We start from the raw sequence: 15,117 nt of genomic DNA on the forward strand, positions 1-15,117 counted from the left end.
ATAGTCCTATTAATTCGATGAAAAATCAATAGACACAATGTTACATAATCATTACAATTAGATTATTGTGATATTCAAAGATAGTTATTAAAAATTATGTCGAAATATTTAAATAACGAGGTGAAAAAAATGAGTATATTTAGTGGTACTATTTCAAGTTTAGAAAAAGGCTTAGACTTTTCTGCGACGAAACAAAAGACAATTGCGCAAAATATAGCAAATGTCGACACACCAAACTATAAGGCGAAAAGCGTCAGTTTTAATGAATTTTTATCTAGTGCTAAGCAATCCACTATCTCTGCAAATAGAACGCAAGCAAAGCATATTAATTTTGAAACTAAGGCAAGTACAGCAGGTGTGTTCAATTATTCAAATTACAGCTATAACCATAATGGTAATGGCGTAGACATGGATAAAGAACAAGCAAATCTAGCAACCAATCAAATCTACTATAATGCATTAATAGATCGAATGAGTGGTAAGTTAAATACGCTACAAACTGTTGTTAGGGGAGGAAGCTAATTATGTCTATATTCCACGGTATGAATACAACAGCATCAGCGTTAACTGCACAGAGGCTTAGAATGGATGTAATTTCCTCTAATATGGCAAATGTAGATACTACTCGAGCTAAACTTGTGAATGGTGAATGGCAAGCTTATAGAAGAAAGTCTGTAACATTGAAGCCAATCGATGGAAATTTTTCGAATTTTTTAAATGTAGCCATGGGTTCATCGGACAATAGAAGCATTGGAAATGGAGTAAAAGTTACTAATGTAAAAGAAGATACAGAAACTCCTTTTAAATTAGTATACGATCCAACACATATTGATGCTGATGAAAATGGATATGTGGAAATGCCAAATGTTGATCCCTTAAAAGAAATGGTGGATTTAATATCGGCTACACGATCTTATGAAGCAAATGTAACAGTTTTCAATTCAAACAAAGCAATGTTGTCTAAAGCTTTAGAAATAGGTAAATAAGAAAGAAGGTATAGTTTAAATGGCAATAGAATCCGTTTCATTATTTAATCCTTCACAAATAAATCCAGTTTCGCCAACTTCGAAACTAAGTCCTTCAGAAGCACAAGGTGACTTCGGCGATTTTTTAAAAACAGCCATTCAATCCGTAAATGAAAATCAAAAAGCATCCGACGTAGCTACTGAAAAGCTTATAAACGGTGGCGATATCGAATTACACGATGTAATGATTGCCTCTCAAAAAGCAAGTATTACATTAAATACTACCTTAGAAATTAGAAACAAAGTTGTAGAGGCATATCAAGAAATTATGCGTATGCAAGTTTAACCTCTTTCGGTTAACGCGATAGATTTGGCAAAAATATTCACCATAACCGGAGGATAATAATGAATGAACGTATAAAGAAAATGACAAGCGACGTAACAACTTTTTGGAAAAGTCGCACTAAAATGCAAAAAGGGACAATGATTGGCAGTTTGTTAGCTGTTATTATTCTGGCGATAGTTATTACTACAATGATGAATAAAGTTAACTTCGTTCCGCTGTATACAGATGTATCTCCATCTGAAATAGGACGTATTAAAGAAACATTAGATGCACAAGGAGTTCCCAATGAAATTGCACCAGGAGGGACATCTATCCTAGTACCAGCAGAGCAAGTGGATTCGTTATTAGTACAACTAGCTGCGGAGGGTTATCCACAATCAGGTATGATTGACTATAATTTCTTCTCTCAAAATGCTGGATTTGGTATGACTGATAATGAGTTTAATGTACTAAAGCTAGCTTCTATGCAAACAGAACTCGGTAAGTTGATAAAAGGTGTCGAGGGAGTAAAGGAAGCGCAAGTAATGATTACATTGCCGGAAGAAGGTGTATTTCTTTCACAAAGCAATGAAACTGCTAGTGCGGCAATAATTTTGAATACAGAGGCTGGGTATAAATTTACAGATTCACAGATTTTGTCCTTATACAACTTAGTATCCAAGTCCATTCCTAATTTAGCTGCAGAAGATATTAGTATTAGAAATCAGTACCTAGAGTACTTTGACTTAGAGCAAGCAAATGCAAATACAGCCGGTGCAAATGTAACCGATCAAATGTCAATAAAGAAAACAATTGAGCGTGATTTACAACGTCAAGTTCAAACGATGTTAGGTACTTTGATGGGACAAGATAAAGTAGTTGTCTCGATTACTACAGATATTGATTTTAAACAGGAAAATCGAGAAGAGAATCTAGTGGAACCTGTTGATGAAGAAAATATGGCTGGAATTGAAATTAGTGCACAGCGTATTTCTGAAACCTTTACTGGTGAAAATCCTGTAGCAGGAGGTACTCCGGCAACAGAAGATGCAACTGACAATTTCACGAACTATGTAGAAGGCTCCACATCAAATGGAGATTATGAACGACTAGAAGATACGATTAATAGTGATGTAAATCGAATTAAAAAAGAGATAGTTGAAAGTCCTTATAAAATTAGAGACATAGGCATTCAGGTTATGGTGGAACCACCTAATCCAGAAGATGTAACAACTATGCCTGACGGTGTAGAACAGGATATAGAACAAATTCTTGCAACAATCATCCGCACTTCTATAGATGAAGAAGCAGGAGGAGAATTGACAGAGGAATTACTACAAGAAAAAATTGTCGTATCAGTACAACCATTTAATGGGAAATCTACTGCGGTAGCAAATACACAATCAGCTATTCCTTGGTGGGTTTATGTAATAGGTGGAATTCTACTTGTTGCAATAATTCTATTAGTAGTATCCTTACTTCGCTCTAGAAAAACCGATGAGGAAGAAATGATTATTCTAGAAGAACAACGTGAGGAATTTAATGTCGATGATATTAACACAGAAAAAGAAACAGAATCGACTCTTAGACGAAAACAATTAGAGAAAATGGCGAAAGATAAGCCAGAAGAATTTGCGAAGTTATTACGTACTTGGATAGCGGAGGATTGACTTTATACCAAAAATAAAGTTAAAGCCTCCGGCGAATGTCATAGATTCTGAAACAATATTATCCGGCTTGCCGGATTCAAAATCTTGATGTAAGTACGCCGAGGCGTAATTGATTGGGGGAACGGCTGTGAACAAGAAAGAAAAAGATTTAAGTGGTAAACAAAAAGCCGCGCTCTTATTAATTTCTCTCGGACCTGAAGTGTCTGCTTCTATTTATAAACATTTAAATGAAGAAGAAATTGAGCGTTTAACTCTTGAAATTTCAGGTGTAAAAAAAGTAGAGCCTAACATTAAAGAAGATATAATAGAAGAATTCCACACGATAGCATTAGCACAAGACTATATCTCACAGGGGGGTATTGGATACGCAAAAACAGTTTTAGAAAAAGCATTAGGCACGGAACATGCTCAGGCAATTATCAATCGACTCACATCTTCTCTACAAGTGAGACCATTCGATTTTGCCAGACGTGCAGAGCCTGCCCAACTGTTTAACTTTATCCAAAATGAACACCCACAAACGATAGCTTTAATTCTTTCCTATTTAGAGGCGCAGCAAGCAGGAATTATTCTTTCCTCTTTACCACAGGAAATGCAAGCAGATATAGCTAAACGAATAGCAACGATGGATTCAACTTCTCCTGAAGTTATTAGTGAAATAGAATCAGTACTTGAACGCAAGCTTTCTTCAACCGTGACACAGGATTATACGGAAACAGGCGGTATAGATGCTGTCGTAGAAGTATTAAATGGTGTGGATAGAACTACGGAGAAAACGATTTTAGATGCTTTAGAAATACAAGATCCAGAACTTGCAGAAGAGATTAAGAAAAGAATGTTCGTATTCGAAGATATTGTTACATTGGATAATCGCTCGATTCAACGAGTTATTCGTGATTGTGAAAACGAAGATTTATTACTTTCTATGAAGGTTTCTAGTGAAGAGGTTAAAGACGTAATTTTCCGTAATATGTCTGTACGGATGGCTGACACATTTAAAGAAGAAATGGAAATTATGGGTCCAGTTCGATTACGTGACGTAGAGGAAGCACAATCTAGAATAGTAACAGTAATTAGAAGACTTGAAGATGCAGGAGAAATAATAATTGCTCGTGGTGGAGGAGATGACATCATTGTCTAAAATTTTCCGAAATGTATATTTGAGTGAATCGAAGGAAAATACCAAACCCATTCAAATAAGGAATTTATATGTTCAAGAAATGATGAACACAGACGAGCCGTTAACGATAGATGTTCTTACACAAGAGAGAAGTAAAATGTTGGAACAGGTAAACCAAGAGATAGCAGAAAAAAGAGCTTTATTAACAAAGGATATTGAAGAGACGAAACAATATGTTGAAAACCAGTTGAATGCGTGGGAAGAAGAAAAGATTGTTTATCAGCAACAGGCATATGACGAAGCCTTTATACAAGGCTTAGAAGAGGGACGTTTAAAAGCTCAAGCCGATATGCAAAGCTCGCTAAAACTTGCTAATGATACGATGGAAATTGCTCATGAGAATGCTGCGAATTATTTACAACAACAAGAACAGGTCATTTTGGAACTGGCACTACGAACTGCAGAGAGAATTATTGCCACGAAGCTAGAGGATAATGAAGAACTATTTTTATCAATTGTAAAAAGAGGTTTAAAAGAAGCGAGAGAAATGAAAGTGATTAAACTATATGTATCTCCCACTTACTTTGAACTTGTATCTAATAATAGAGAAGAGCTTTCCTCCATTTTCCCTGTAGATGTTCCATTTATGGTTTTTGTTGATGAAGATATGAATGAAACTGATTGTTATATAGAAACAAATCACGGAAGAATTGTAGTAAGTATTGATGAGCAAGTGCAAGAATTACGACGTAAGCTTGTGGATATTCTAGACAATATGGAGTGAATGTGATGAAAGCTGTAGATTTAATACAACAAATTTCGAATATACCTACATTTAAAAAATATGGTCGAGTTAGTCGTGTTGTTGGATTAATGATTGAATCACAAGGTCCTGAAAGTTCCGTTGGTGATGTATGTAAAATCCATATAAACTCCGTCAAAACAGGAGCTTCTATTATTCTTGCTGAAGTTGTTGGTTTTAAGGAAGAAATTGTCGTCTTAATGCCCTATACAAATATAAGAGAGATATCTACTGGTTGTTTAGTCGAAGGAACGAATAGTCCATTAGAGATTAAGGTAGGGCCGGAACTTATAGGAAAAGTATTAGATTCCATGGGCAATCCTATTGATGGATCTGTTTTACCAAAGGGTTTAATGACTGTTGGGACAGAAAAAGATTCTCCAAATCCTTTAACTAGACCACCTATTGAAGAGCAAATAGAAGTAGGTGTTAAGGCAATTGACGGAATGCTTACTGTTGGAAAAGGCCAAAGGGTCGGTATTTTTGCTGGCTCGGGGGTAGGGAAAAGTACATTGCTTGGAATGATTGCTAGAAATACTAATGCGGATTTAAACGTCATTGCACTAATTGGAGAGCGCGGCAGGGAAGTACGAGAGTTTATCGAAAGAGATTTGGGAAAAGAAGGTTTAGAAAAATCGATTGTCGTAGCAGCTACTTCTGACCAACCTGCATTAATGCGAATTAAAGGTGCTTTTACAGCTACTGCTATTGCAGAATACTTCCGAGACAAAGGGTTAAACGTAATGCTTATGATGGACTCGGTGACTCGTGTAGCGATGGCACAACGGGAAGTTGGTCTTGCAGTTGGAGAACCTCCAGCTACAAGAGGATATACGCCTTCTGTATTCTCTATCTTGCCTAAGTTGCTTGAACGAACTGGCACAAATGAAAACGGCACAATTACAGCGTTCTATACTGTATTGGTAGATGGCGATGATATGAATGAACCAATAGCTGATACAGTTCGCGGAATATTAGATGGTCATATTGTGTTGGATCGTTCACTTGCTAACAAGGGACAGTATCCTGCTATTAATGTATTAAAAAGCATTAGTCGATTGATGAATCATATATCGGACGACAAACATGTGAAAGCAGCGGAAAGATTACGAGATTTATATTTCACGTACGATAAATCAGAAGATCTTATTAATATTGGTGCATATAAGCGTGGGACATCTCGTGAGATTGATGAAGCTATACAATATGAACCTTTAATTACTTCCTTTTTAAAACAAGGGTATTTAGACAAAGTATCTTTGGATTCTTCCGTCGATGAATTAGTGAAATTATCAGGTGGTGTTTCATAAATGGTTGCTTATCAGTTTAAATTTGCTAAAGTTCTAACGATTCGAGAACAAGAAAAATCAGAAACGGAATTGGCTTACAAAGAATCCGTGTCGTCCTTCGAGAAGGTTGCTACAGAGTTATATAATTTGTTGAAAAAGAAAGAAGATACAACAGATACTCAAAACAATCTGCTTATTTCTGGCCTTTCAGTAGACAATATTCATCATTATTCGAATTATATCGACGGTCTTCAAAAAAGAATTGATGTTGTTCAAAAGGAAGTTGTCCAAGCAAGATCTAAAATGAATTGGATGGAAGAAAAGCTACTCGAAAAGTCATTAGAGGTAAAAAAGTTTGAGAAGATTAAAGAAAAAGACCTATCACAGTTTCAAGAAGAGCAACAAAGACTAGAAACGATTCAATTAGATGAAATATCTTCTTTAAAGTTTCAAAACAAAGAGATTAGGTGAGTAGAAGCATGGCTGAAGCAAAAGGTTTAAGTAAAATAAAAATGCTCTTTTATTGGTTTATCATTCCTCTTTTATTTGCTTTACTTCTCTTACTGGTACTTGCTCAAATAGCAAATATAAATGTTTTTGAAAAAGCAAAAGAGATAACTGGTTTTAGTGAAGAGCAGGTATTAACAGTAAACAAAAAAACAGAAGTACTAGAAGAAAGAGTAGTCTCGTTACAAGCTGAAATTCAAGAAAAAGAAGCTCGAATTGATAAAGTTCAAATGGAACTTGATAATTCTGCAACTGAGAAGGAAGCATTATTAATAGAACAAGAAAGATTGTTAGAAGAAATTGCAACATTAACAAGGAATCAGGAAAGTGCTAAACGAGATTATGCTGAAGTTGTTTCTACATTTGAAAAAATGTCCGCAAAAAAGGCTGCTCCAGTTATAACAAAGATGAGTGATGCGGAAGCTTTACGTATATTGACAAGTCTCAAACCAGATACGGTAGCAAGCATTTATGAAAAAATGACTCCAGAAGATGCTGCTAAATATACAGAGTTAATGACGAAATAATTATTTCCATTTGAAGGGAGGTGAATATAAACGTGAATATCGCAATGCCCACAGGTACAAATGTAAATGCTGCTATTCAAACTAGTAGTAAAATACAAACGACTATGAATAACAGTCAAAAGTTCGGTTCCGTATTTGGACAGATTTTATCCAATTCACAAGTACAACCGATTGTTACAGAACAAGTAAATCCCGTTGGAAATGTACTCCAAGATCTGTTAGCAATTCTAAATGCAACTTCCATAGAAGAGCTAGAATCAGTATTAGGAACGGAAGATTTAACTGTAAATCCTAAAGAGTTAAAAGGACTTTTAGATAAATTATTAGGTACTGACAGTGATTTGAATACGAACGAAGAAATACAACAATCAAATGTTTGGGATTTGCTAGCCGGTATAAATGAACAGCCAACCAAACTTACAGATGCGATTATTTCTTCTCTAAATGGACAAGGGCCGAGTACTCCAACTGATGCAAAACAAGCGGTTGAATTCCTAAAAACTGTACAGTTAATAGGAAATAAATCGGATTTAACCATTAAAGAAGAATCTACACTTTTTGATATGAAGCAGTTGCTTGAAAATGTGAAGGAAGTAGTAAGTAAAATGCCAACTAGTGAAGCAATTTCCTCACCACAACTATTAAAACAACCGATTATTCATACTCAAATGGTACTGAAACAAACAGCTCACACTTTACAAACAGAAGTTGTAACTGAAACAAAAGAAATTACATCAAATTTGCAAGGCAATACTACTACAGTAGTTCAAACAAAAGTAGAATCAGTTTCCTTAACCTTACCAACTGAGAGGGCTGGTCAGTCAGAGGAATTTATAAAAGAATTACAAAAAGTAATGAACCGTGTGCAGTTTGGGCAAACAGGCGGTGTAAATAGACTAGTTCTTAAGCTATTTCCAGAGCATCTAGGTACGATTCGAATTGAATTGATACAAAAGGACGGTATGTTAACAGCAAGAATACTAGCATCAACTGCCTTAGGTAAAGAAATGTTGGATTCTAACTCAAGTCAATTGAGACAAGGTTTTGCAGGACAAAACATTCAACTGGAAAAGTTAGAGATTAGCCAGGCTTTACAAGACTCGGTGAGACAAGAGAAGCAGCAAAACTTCCAACAATCTTTTAAACAACAACAGCAAGAGCAGTCTAATGAAGAGAAAAATACGGAAAGTCAGGAAACACCAATTTCCTTTGACGATTTCTTAACAGATATGGAGGTTTAATAGATGGCAGATATGACCCCAATTACTAAAGGTATGTATTTATCAAATAAAGCACCAACAACAAAAACCACAGGTAGTGGCGAATTAGGGAAAGATGCATTTCTAAAAATCCTTATGACACAACTGCAAAATCAGGATCCAACTAAACCGATGGATGATGCACAATTCATATCACAAATGGCGCAGTTTTCATCTTTGGAACAGATGACTAACTTAACAACTGCTTTTAAAGAATTTGCAGCTATACAAGAGCAAAGCCAAATGATCGAGTTTAGTAATTTCGTTGGCAAAGAAGTTAAATGGCATGAACTTACAGACAAATTAGATGCTGATGGAAAGCCGATTACAAACGAAGGTACTGGATCTATTACAGGTATTAAATTTGTAGAAGGAAGCGTGGAATTCACGTTAGCAGATGGAAAGAAGATAAACCCTGGAAATATTTCAGAAGTATTATCGGGTAGTTCTAATTCCAATAGTTTAGTAGAAGCTAGCATGCTCATTGGTAAAACAGTAGGTTATCAAAATGGGGATACTGTAAGCTCAGGAGTGGTACAATCAGTTTCAAAAAAAGATGGAAGTATTGTATATAATTTAGGTGGAGACGTGTCAATCAAAGCCGACCAGTTTATATCTATCCAATAAGAACGGAGACTTGCAATGGACAATATTTCGATAAATCGTGTTCCGCTGCAAACAAAAATCCGTCAACCAATCACATCCAGTCAGGTAGCTTCACCAAAACAATCTTTCTTACATCATTTACATGAAGCATCTGTTCAAACAGAATTAAAAGTAAGCAAACACGCCAACCAACGTTTACAAGAAAGAAATATTTATATTTCAGATGCAGAATGGCAAATAGTAAGTGACAAAGTTTCAGAAGCACGCTCTAAAGGTGTGAACGACTCACTCGTATTGATGGACCAAGCGGCATTAATCGTCAGTGCAAAAAATTCCACTGTCATTACTGCAATGAATCGCACGGAAGCGAAAAACCAATTATTCACAAATATTGACGGTACAATCGTACTGAACTAACAAATAATGGCAGGACCTGTAAAGGATGCTATGTGCAGCCGACTGATAGAAGCTAGCACGCAAATTGAAGGGAGAAAAAATATATGATTCGCTCAATGTACTCAGGAATTTCAGGTTTAAAAAACTTCCAAACAAAATTGGATGTAATAGGTAACAATATTTCAAACGTAAACACTTACGGGTTTAAAAAAGGTCGTACCGTATTTAAAGATTTGATATCACAAACTACTTCAGGAGCTTCAGGAGCTTCAGCTAATCAAGGTGGAGTTAATGCAAAACAAGTTGGTCTAGGATCTCAATTAGCTTCTATTGATACTATTCATACTGGAGGATCTTTGCAATCAACAGGTAACACTCTTGACCTGGCACTTTCGGGAGACGGATTTTTTATTGTTGGTGAATCCTCGGCAACTCCAACACCAGGAGGAACTGCTGTAACTCTAGATAATTTACAATATACAAGAGCCGGGAACTTTTATATGGAAGCAAATGGTTATTTGGTAAATGGTGATGGAAAGTATGTATACGGCTTCTCTGAAAACGCAGCTAATACAGGCGCAACATCAGCACCAGTGACAGGTCCTCCAACATATACGGTCCCTGGGGGCACATTACCAACAACTGGAGTTGGTCCGATTCGCATTCCAACAAATGCTAAGAGTATGTCTGTGTCTCAAGATGGAACTGTAACTTTTGTGGATGCAAATAATAATCTTCAAAATGCCGGTAAGTTAGTTACAGCTAAGTTTCCAAATGCCGGTGGACTAGAGAAGTCAGGAAGTAACTACTATACTCCAACTAGTAATTCTGGAACACCCTTATATACATTTGCAGCAGACAATGGTGCAGGAACAATAAACTCTGGCTTCCTAGAAATGTCTAATGTAGATTTGTCAGAAGAATTTACAGACATGATCGTTGCACAACGTGGATTCCAAGCGAATACTCGTATTATTACAACTTCAGATTCTATTTTAGAAGAATTAATCAACTTAAAACGTTAATCTATTAAACTTTAAATTTACTTGAAAGGGAGGGTTGGGCCGTTCCTAAATGGTTCCGGCCCTTCATTATGATTAAGCTTACTCGTTTAAACGGCAAGGAGTTTTCGTTAAATGCTCTGTACATAGAGACTGTGGAGTCTTTTCCAGATACGACGATTACACTTACAAATGGTCATAAATATGTAGCGTTGGAATCAAGGGATGAAGTATACTCCAAAATATCTCAGTTTTACAAAGAAGTACATATTTTATCGAACCCGCATATAAGAGGTGAACAAGATGAAGAGTAAAAATAAACTATTAACCATTATGCTTATTATTTTAGTATCGATTACATTAGTAGGGGTAGTAGCTTTGCTAATAGTAATGCAGTTAAACAAGACAGATAAAGATGATAAGCCGACCATTGATGAAATTATCGAATCCTCTGTAGATATACCAGAGATAACTACTAATCTAGCTTCAAATAAATTTATCCGTATATCTTTAAAGGTCCAGACGGACAGCGTTAAAGCGGCAGAAGAATTAACTAAACGGGATTTTCAAGTAAAAAATATAGTGATTACAGAACTATCTGAAATGACTCCTGAAGAGTTAGATGGTAAAAAAGGTAAAGCAGTATTTGAATCAGCGCTTAAAACAAAAATTGGTGAGCTAATGGATGATGGAGAAATTCAACAAGTTTATATAACTTCTTATATTATTCAATAAAGTATTAAAAAATTGGAGGTGGGCAGATTGGCAGGAGATATATTATCTCAATCGGAAATAGATGCGTTGTTGAGTGCACTCTCGACAGGTGAAATGACAGCAGATGAAATGAAAAGTGAACAAGAAGCTAGGAAAATAAGGACATATGACTTCAAAAGAGCACTTCGCTTTTCAAAAGATCAGATTCGAAGTTTAACGAGAATTCATGAAAACTTTGCTCGTCTATTAACCACATTTTTTTCTGCCCAGTTAAGAACATACGTACAAATTTCGGTCGTTTCAGTCGATCAAATACCTTTCGAAGAATTTGTTCGATCGGTACCACATATGACATTGATCAATGTGTTTGAAGTACCACCGTTAGAAGGTAATATTTTGATGGAGATTAATCCGAATATTGCTTACTCCATGTTGGATCTAATGATGGGTGGAAAAGGACAAGCTCATACAAAAGTAGATAATTTAACGGAAATTGAAACGAAGATTATGACGAATTTATTTGAGCGTTCGTTTGATAATTTACGAGAAGCCTGGATAAATATTGCGGATATCGATCCGATATTAACAGAGCTAGAGGTTAATCCACAATTTTTACAAATGATTTCTCCCAATGAAACAGTTGTTGTAATATCTTTTAATACAATTATTGGTGAAACAAGTGGAATGATTAATATTTGTATTCCTCATGTAGTTCTAGAACCAATTGTACCGAACTTATCTGTGCGTTATTGGATGCAAACAAATAAAAAAGAAGTTTCACCTGAACAATTAGCTGTTCTGAAAAAACGAGTGAATGCTGCAGAAATACCTATAGTCGCAGAAATTGGGACAACGGATATATCTATAGAAGATTTATTGTATTTACAATTAGGAGATGTCATTCAGTTAAATACTAAAATTGATGACTCATTAACTGTTAAAGTTGGTGGTATTCCTAAATTTATTGGTCAACCTGGAAAACTAAAAAAACGGATGGCTGTACAAGTCATTGAAACTGTGAAAGGAGGAGAGGATGATGATGAGTGATGATATGCTCTCCCAAGACGAAATTGAGGCTCTCCTTAGAGGAACGAATATAAATGAGGAAGCTTCGAAAGAAGTAGAGATGGAAGATGTAAATGTAGAAGATTATTTAGATTCATTTGCTCAAGACACACTTGGTGAAATTGGTAATATCTCATTTGGTAGTTCTGCTACAGCCCTGTCTTCACTTTTAGGACAAAAAGTAGATATTACTACACCTAGTATTAGTATGATCAATAGTAGAAAACTACAAGAAGAGTTTCCTCATCCATATGTTGCAGTGCAAGTACAATATACTGCTGGACTAATCGGTATGAATCTTCTCGTTATAAAACAATCGGATGCTGCAATTATTGCAGACTTAATGCTTGGTGGGGATGGATTAGATCCAAAGCCCGAACTTAGTGAAATTCAGTTAAGCGCAGTTCAAGAAGCGATGAACCAAATGATGGGTTCCGCAGCAACATCAATGTCTACCGTTTTCAACAAAAAAGTAGATATTTCACCGCCTACGATCGACCTTATGAATCTTATGGAAGGGGAAGGAACAGATGCCATCCCTGAAAATGAGTTACTTATTAAAATATCTTTCCGTCTTAAAATTGGAGATTTAATCGATTCTAATATTATGCAACTACTACCATTAGAATTTGGGCAAAGCTTAGTGAAATCCTTAATAGGAGAAGATGAACCTGAATTAGCGGCTACTATTACAGAAGAAAAGGTATATCAAGCGCCTGTTCAACAGCAGCCTTCCATGCAAACACAACAAGTACATGAAGTGCCTTCGCAAGCGCCAATACAGTATACTCAGCAGCAAACACGACCGCAGGCACCGCCAGTGGAAGTGCAACAAGCACAATTTGCAAGCTTTGAAGCGCCGAGTTTATCGCAAAATGAATCGAGAAATTTAAATTTACTACTTGATATTCCTCTCCAAGTAACAGTAGAATTAGGTCGTACTAAGAGAACTGTAAAAGAGATTTTGGAACTAACAAGTGGCTCCATCATTGAACTCGACAAACTGGCTGGAGAGCCTGTTGATATTCTTGTCAATAATCGACATGTAGCCAAAGGGGAAGTCGTTGTTATTGATGAGAATTTTGGTGTACGTATTACAGATATTTTAAGTCAAGCAGAACGTATAAACAATTTAAGATAAGCACTGGAGGAGACATATTATGTCGAAAAGAATTTTAGTAGTAGATGACGCAGCTTTTATGAGAATGATGATTAAAGATATTTTAAGCAAAAATGGTTTTGAAGTTGTAGGTGAAGCTGGAGATGGAGTTCAAGCAATTGAAAAGTACAATGAGCTTAAACCAGATTTAGTAACGATGGATATAACAATGCCAGAAATGGATGGAATTGCAGCTTTGAAAGAGATTAAAGCAAAAGACCCGACTGCGACAATCATTATGTGTTCAGCAATGGGCCAACAAGCGATGGTTATTGATGCAATCCAAGCTGGAGCAAAAGATTTCATCGTTAAGCCTTTCCAAGCGGATCGTGTAATTGAAGCTATTTCCAAAGCTTTAGGGTAATGACATGAGGAAATTTCCCCTCGTTTTAAGTGTATTTCTTTTTTTAACTTTTGGAACTCAGCTTGTTGTGAAAGCAGAGGTAGATTCAAATGAAAGTGTTGAACAATACCTAAATAACAATAATTCCAAAAATGAAAAAGATTCTGAAGCAATTATAGAAGAAACCCCAGATACTACAGAAACGACAGAACCCGTTTCTGCAGGTGTTTCTGTTACAGCATGGGATTACATTAAAATGGTGTTTGCCCTTTTGTTTGTTATTGCTTTACTTTACGGTGTACTTCGTTTTGTAAATAGTAGAAACAAAACCTTTCAAACCAACCAGCTTATTCAGAATTTAGGTGGGGTCGGGGTAGGTCAAGGTAAATCATTACAGCTAATGCAAGTAGGTAATTCTATATTTTTGGTTGGTATTGGCGAAGATATTACTTTGTTAAAAGAAATAACCGATCCAGTAGAGATAGAAAATTTAACAAAAATATATGAAGCAAAAATAGATATTGAAAAAAGTATTCCTTACATATTTGAGATAGTTGGTCGCTTGAAAGACAAAGGAACCTCACAGAAGAAGGAAAGTAAACAACCTTCATTTAAGGAGACATTCCAAAAGAGACTTCAAGATATTCAAAAAGACCGTAGTAATGTATTAAAGGATTGGAAGACGAAGGAGCGCGATAACAATGAATGAATTTGTCCAGTTTTTTTCGGACAGCGACCCGGGGAATCTTTCCACATCTATAAAATTGATGCTTTTACTAACGGTCTTATCTTTAGCTCCTAGTATATTAATATTAATGACTTCTTTTGCTAGAATAGTTATAATTTTATCATTTGTACGAACTGCACTAGCGACTAACCAAATGCCTCCGAACCAAGTGATAGTTGGGTTAGCGTTATTTTTAACATTTTTCATCATGGCTCCTACATTACAACAAGTCAACGAAGATGCATTAACGCCTTTGTTTAATGAAGATATTACTTTAGAAGAGGCTTATGAAAATGCTAGTGGTCCCTTCAAAGAGTTCATGAGTAAGCATACAAGACAAAAAGATTTGGAACTTTTCTTAAGATATTCAGAAGCAGAAAGACCTGAAACATTAGAGGATATTCCGTTAACGGTGATGGTGCCTGCTTTTGCACTTAGTGAGATTAAGACAGCTTTCCAAATTGGATTTATGATTTTTATCCCTTTTTTAGTTATTGATATGATTGTGGCGAGTGTACTGATGTCAATGGGTATGATGATGTTACCGCCAGTTATGATCTCTTTACCGTTTAAAATATTATTGTTTGTATTGGTAGATGGATGGTATTTAGTGATGAAGTCTATATTACAAAGTTTTTAGGA

20 protein-coding genes are annotated in these 15,117 nt (G+C 35.8%); all 20 read left to right on the forward strand.

Annotated elements, in window-relative coordinates; translation table 11 throughout:
• Positions 1-129 precede the first annotated feature (129 nt).
• Positions 130-522: a flagellar basal body rod protein FlgB gene (gene flgB / locus MHI40_RS06115; RefSeq protein WP_340761917.1), complete on the forward strand. Its 393-nt coding sequence runs from the start codon at positions 130-132 to the stop codon at positions 520-522.
• A gap of 2 nt (positions 523-524) precedes the next feature.
• Positions 525-986, forward strand: a complete 462-nt coding sequence (flgC, locus tag MHI40_RS06120) for a flagellar basal body rod protein FlgC (protein WP_340761918.1) — start codon at positions 525-527, stop codon at positions 984-986.
• A gap of 19 nt (positions 987-1,005) precedes the next feature.
• Complete coding sequence (gene fliE, locus MHI40_RS06125) at positions 1,006-1,311, forward strand: flagellar hook-basal body complex protein FliE (RefSeq protein WP_340761919.1); 306 nt, start codon at positions 1,006-1,008, stop codon at positions 1,309-1,311.
• Between the two features lie 59 nt (positions 1,312-1,370).
• Positions 1,371-2,960, forward strand: coding sequence for a flagellar basal-body MS-ring/collar protein FliF (gene fliF, locus MHI40_RS06130; RefSeq protein ID WP_340761920.1), 1,590 nt, complete (start codon positions 1,371-1,373; stop codon positions 2,958-2,960).
• Positions 2,961-3,087: 127 nt separating this feature from the next.
• Positions 3,088-4,101 carry a flagellar motor switch protein FliG gene (fliG, locus tag MHI40_RS06135; protein ID WP_093535156.1) on the forward strand — a complete coding sequence of 338 codons (1,014 nt, stop codon included), beginning with the start codon at positions 3,088-3,090 and terminating at the stop codon, positions 4,099-4,101.
• Positions 4,085-4,864 (forward strand): flagellar assembly protein FliH, encoded by a 780-nt coding sequence (gene fliH / locus MHI40_RS06140; RefSeq protein WP_340764408.1) that lies wholly within the window; start codon positions 4,085-4,087, stop codon positions 4,862-4,864. The genes fliG and fliH overlap by 17 nt, the downstream gene beginning before the upstream one ends.
• A gap of 5 nt (positions 4,865-4,869) precedes the next feature.
• Complete coding sequence (gene fliI, locus MHI40_RS06145) at positions 4,870-6,192, forward strand: flagellar protein export ATPase FliI (RefSeq protein WP_340761921.1); 1,323 nt, start codon at positions 4,870-4,872, stop codon at positions 6,190-6,192.
• Positions 6,193-6,642, forward strand: coding sequence for a flagellar export protein FliJ (gene fliJ / locus MHI40_RS06150; RefSeq protein WP_093535150.1), 450 nt, complete (start codon positions 6,193-6,195; stop codon positions 6,640-6,642).
• A gap of 8 nt (positions 6,643-6,650) precedes the next feature.
• Positions 6,651-7,205, forward strand: coding sequence for a MotE family protein (locus MHI40_RS06155; protein WP_340761923.1), 555 nt, complete (start codon positions 6,651-6,653; stop codon positions 7,203-7,205).
• 32 nt (positions 7,206-7,237) lie between these two features.
• Positions 7,238-8,446 carry a flagellar hook-length control protein FliK gene (locus MHI40_RS06160; RefSeq protein ID WP_340761924.1) on the forward strand — a complete coding sequence of 403 codons (1,209 nt, stop codon included), beginning with the start codon at positions 7,238-7,240 and terminating at the stop codon, positions 8,444-8,446.
• Between the two features lie 3 nt (positions 8,447-8,449).
• Positions 8,450-9,091 carry a flagellar hook assembly protein FlgD gene (flgD, locus tag MHI40_RS06165; protein ID WP_340761925.1) on the forward strand — a complete coding sequence of 214 codons (642 nt, stop codon included), beginning with the start codon at positions 8,450-8,452 and terminating at the stop codon, positions 9,089-9,091.
• 15 nt (positions 9,092-9,106) lie between these two features.
• Positions 9,107-9,487 carry a TIGR02530 family flagellar biosynthesis protein gene (locus tag MHI40_RS06170; protein WP_340761927.1) on the forward strand — a complete coding sequence of 127 codons (381 nt, stop codon included), beginning with the start codon at positions 9,107-9,109 and terminating at the stop codon, positions 9,485-9,487.
• 83 nt (positions 9,488-9,570) lie between these two features.
• Complete coding sequence (gene flgG, locus MHI40_RS06175) at positions 9,571-10,491, forward strand: flagellar basal body rod protein FlgG (RefSeq protein ID WP_340761928.1); 921 nt, start codon at positions 9,571-9,573, stop codon at positions 10,489-10,491.
• A 68-nt stretch (positions 10,492-10,559) separates the two neighbouring features.
• The gene (locus tag MHI40_RS06180) at positions 10,560-10,781 is read left to right on the forward strand and encodes a flagellar FlbD family protein (protein ID WP_340761929.1); all 222 of its coding nucleotides are present in this window, start codon (positions 10,560-10,562) and stop codon (positions 10,779-10,781) included.
• Positions 10,771-11,202 carry a flagellar basal body-associated protein FliL gene (gene fliL, locus MHI40_RS06185; RefSeq protein ID WP_340761930.1) on the forward strand — a complete coding sequence of 144 codons (432 nt, stop codon included), beginning with the start codon at positions 10,771-10,773 and terminating at the stop codon, positions 11,200-11,202. The genes MHI40_RS06180 and fliL overlap by 11 nt, the downstream gene beginning before the upstream one ends.
• 27 nt (positions 11,203-11,229) lie before the next feature.
• Positions 11,230-12,228, forward strand: coding sequence for a flagellar motor switch protein FliM (gene fliM, locus MHI40_RS06190; protein ID WP_093535134.1), 999 nt, complete (start codon positions 11,230-11,232; stop codon positions 12,226-12,228).
• The gene (gene fliY, locus MHI40_RS06195; RefSeq protein ID WP_340764410.1) at positions 12,221-13,387 is read left to right on the forward strand and encodes a flagellar motor switch phosphatase FliY; all 1,167 of its coding nucleotides are present in this window, start codon (positions 12,221-12,223) and stop codon (positions 13,385-13,387) included. The genes fliM and fliY overlap by 8 nt, the downstream gene beginning before the upstream one ends.
• Positions 13,388-13,406: 19 nt before the next feature.
• A complete protein-coding gene (locus MHI40_RS06200) occupies positions 13,407-13,769 on the forward strand; it encodes a response regulator (protein WP_093535132.1) in 363 nt (120 codons plus the stop codon).
• A gap of 4 nt (positions 13,770-13,773) precedes the next feature.
• On the forward strand, positions 13,774-14,457 hold the full coding sequence (locus MHI40_RS06205; RefSeq protein WP_340761931.1) for a flagellar biosynthetic protein FliO: 684 nt from the start codon (positions 13,774-13,776) through the stop codon (positions 14,455-14,457).
• Positions 14,450-15,115: a flagellar type III secretion system pore protein FliP gene (gene fliP, locus MHI40_RS06210; protein WP_093535127.1), complete on the forward strand. Its 666-nt coding sequence runs from the start codon at positions 14,450-14,452 to the stop codon at positions 15,113-15,115. Before MHI40_RS06205 ends, fliP begins: the two co-directional genes overlap by 8 nt.
• Positions 15,116-15,117: the final 2 nt, after the last annotated feature.

Source organism: Psychrobacillus sp. FSL H8-0510 (assembly GCF_038008345.1).
Taxonomy (GTDB): Bacteria; Bacillota; Bacilli; order Bacillales_A; family Planococcaceae; genus Psychrobacillus; species Psychrobacillus psychrotolerans.

Bases quoted from the DNA above. Each gene is read 5' to 3' on its own strand.
- MHI40_RS06200 (WP_093535132.1), top strand. From the start codon at position 13,407: ATGTCGAAAAGAATTTTAGTAGTAGATGACGCAGCTTTTATGAGAATG.
- MHI40_RS06180 (WP_340761929.1), top strand. From the start codon at position 10,560: ATGATTAAGCTTACTCGTTTAAACGGCAAGGAGTTTTCGTTAAATGCT.
- flgC (WP_340761918.1), top strand. From the start codon at position 525: ATGTCTATATTCCACGGTATGAATACAACAGCATCAGCGTTAACTGCA.
- flgG (WP_340761928.1), top strand. From the start codon at position 9,571: ATGATTCGCTCAATGTACTCAGGAATTTCAGGTTTAAAAAACTTCCAA.
- fliF (WP_340761920.1), top strand. From the start codon at position 1,371: ATGAATGAACGTATAAAGAAAATGACAAGCGACGTAACAACTTTTTGG.
- fliI (WP_340761921.1), top strand. From the start codon at position 4,870: ATGAAAGCTGTAGATTTAATACAACAAATTTCGAATATACCTACATTT.
- MHI40_RS06170 (WP_340761927.1), top strand. From the start codon at position 9,107: ATGGACAATATTTCGATAAATCGTGTTCCGCTGCAAACAAAAATCCGT.
- fliJ (WP_093535150.1), top strand. From the start codon at position 6,193: ATGGTTGCTTATCAGTTTAAATTTGCTAAAGTTCTAACGATTCGAGAA.
- MHI40_RS06205 (WP_340761931.1), top strand. From the start codon at position 13,774: ATGAGGAAATTTCCCCTCGTTTTAAGTGTATTTCTTTTTTTAACTTTT.
- fliP (WP_093535127.1), top strand. From the start codon at position 14,450: ATGAATGAATTTGTCCAGTTTTTTTCGGACAGCGACCCGGGGAATCTT.
- fliH (WP_340764408.1), top strand. From the start codon at position 4,085: ATGACATCATTGTCTAAAATTTTCCGAAATGTATATTTGAGTGAATCG.
- fliL (WP_340761930.1), top strand. From the start codon at position 10,771: ATGAAGAGTAAAAATAAACTATTAACCATTATGCTTATTATTTTAGTA.
- MHI40_RS06155 (WP_340761923.1), top strand. From the start codon at position 6,651: ATGGCTGAAGCAAAAGGTTTAAGTAAAATAAAAATGCTCTTTTATTGG.
- fliY (WP_340764410.1), top strand. From the start codon at position 12,221: ATGAGTGATGATATGCTCTCCCAAGACGAAATTGAGGCTCTCCTTAGA.
- fliE (WP_340761919.1), top strand. From the start codon at position 1,006: ATGGCAATAGAATCCGTTTCATTATTTAATCCTTCACAAATAAATCCA.
- flgB (WP_340761917.1), top strand. From the start codon at position 130: ATGAGTATATTTAGTGGTACTATTTCAAGTTTAGAAAAAGGCTTAGAC.
- flgD (WP_340761925.1), top strand. From the start codon at position 8,450: ATGGCAGATATGACCCCAATTACTAAAGGTATGTATTTATCAAATAAA.